1 protein-coding gene is annotated in these 1,444 nt (G+C 72.8%); it reads right to left on the bottom strand.

Annotated elements, in window-relative coordinates:
* Positions 1–61: 61 nt before the first annotated feature.
* The coding region (locus tag D7V88_RS41465) for a hypothetical protein (protein ID WP_120545956.1) at positions 62–1,444 on the bottom strand (1,383 nt) is incomplete at its 5' end.

The raw sequence follows: 1,444 nt of genomic DNA, 5'->3' as shown, positions 1-1,444 counted from the left end.
ATCCCACACACAGCCTCACGCCCCATCCCCTCACTGCCCAAGCCACCACACTCCACCCCCTTCAGAACCGCGTCTCCACTTCCAGCGCGAACAGGTGCCGGGGCGCATCCGGCGGTGTCCGGGCACCGCGCGCATCCTTCAAGTCGCTCACCCACGCGTACCGTGCCCGCGTCGTCACCGCGTCTCCCGCGGCCCAGCTCGCATCGAACGTCGCGCGGAAGGACTGCTCCAGTCGGTTCCGCGTCGCGCGGTCCTCGTCCTTCCACACCGCCCGGCCCCGCAGCCGCACCGCCTCGCACGGCCGGACCTGCGCCTCCGCCACCGCGTGCGCGTCCTCGCGCACGCCCCCATTCACCGGATCATCCACGCGTGCATGCGCGTACTGCGCGGCCACGGACACGGCATCGTGAAGCTCCGCCTTCACACGGGCGGTCACGCGCAGCAGTGACCCCGAGCAGGGCTCCTCTCCCGTCCCGTCGAAGCAATCCCCCGCCACGCCGACGTCCTTGTCCCGGTACTCGCCCCACAGCGATGGCTGGAACCACGCATGCGCCCTCCAATCCACTCGCGCGGAGGCCCGCAGGTTCACCGTGCCGGCACTGCCTGGCGCCGTGCCGTCGGAGGGCAGCGTCCACGTGTCCACCTCGCCCCGCAGCCGCCATGCGTCCAGCCGATGCAGGTAGCGCACGCGCGCGCCCACCTCGTTCCGGGCCCGCGAGCCCTCCAGCTCATCCGGCCCGGACACCGCGCCCGTGTACGGATTGGCGAAGCCGCGTCCGTAGGCTCGCAACGACACCTCCAGCTCCTTCGACGGATCCGCCACCACCGTGCGCTGGAGCACGCCGAACCCACCACCTCCGCCCGGCGCCGCATCAAAGCTGCGCGCCGCCTCCACGAAGAGGTCCACCGGCCCGTGCCCCCACGCACCGTCGAATCCCACCGCGCCAAAGCCGCCTCCCACCGGGTAGCCCGCGGTGGAGCGGAAATCGAGCACCGCGCCCTCCACGCTCCACACCGGCCGCGCGCCCCACGCGGTCGCTCCCACCTGGGCCCGTGGACTCCAAGCGAGCGTCGCGTGACCTCCGCCCGCCCACTCATGGAACACGCCGGGCAGCGTCCGGGACACCACGCGCCCCGCCTTCGTCCCCGTCACCGCGAGCCACACCGCCGGCGCCTTGCACCCGTCCCGCTCTCCCTCGCACGAAGAGCGCTCCGCCAGCGCATGCGAGAGGAGCGAGCGCGACTGATACGAACCGAACCCCGTCACCGACACCTCCGCGTCCGTCCCCACCGCGCCCCGCACCGTCCCCACCACGCCCCGGAAGCCCTCCTCCCATTGGAAGTCCGGCGTGACGTCCGTGGCGCGCTCCTCGGGCGTGCATGCACCCTCGCCCAGGAAGCACCACCGCTCCACGTCTCCGGGCGCTCGCACGGCGTCATCGGG

The sequence above is a fragment of the Corallococcus terminator genome (assembly GCF_003611635.1).
In the GTDB taxonomy this organism is placed as follows: domain Bacteria; phylum Myxococcota; class Myxococcia; order Myxococcales; family Myxococcaceae; genus Corallococcus; species Corallococcus terminator.
This window is presented reverse-complemented; position numbering and strand designations above follow the sequence as displayed.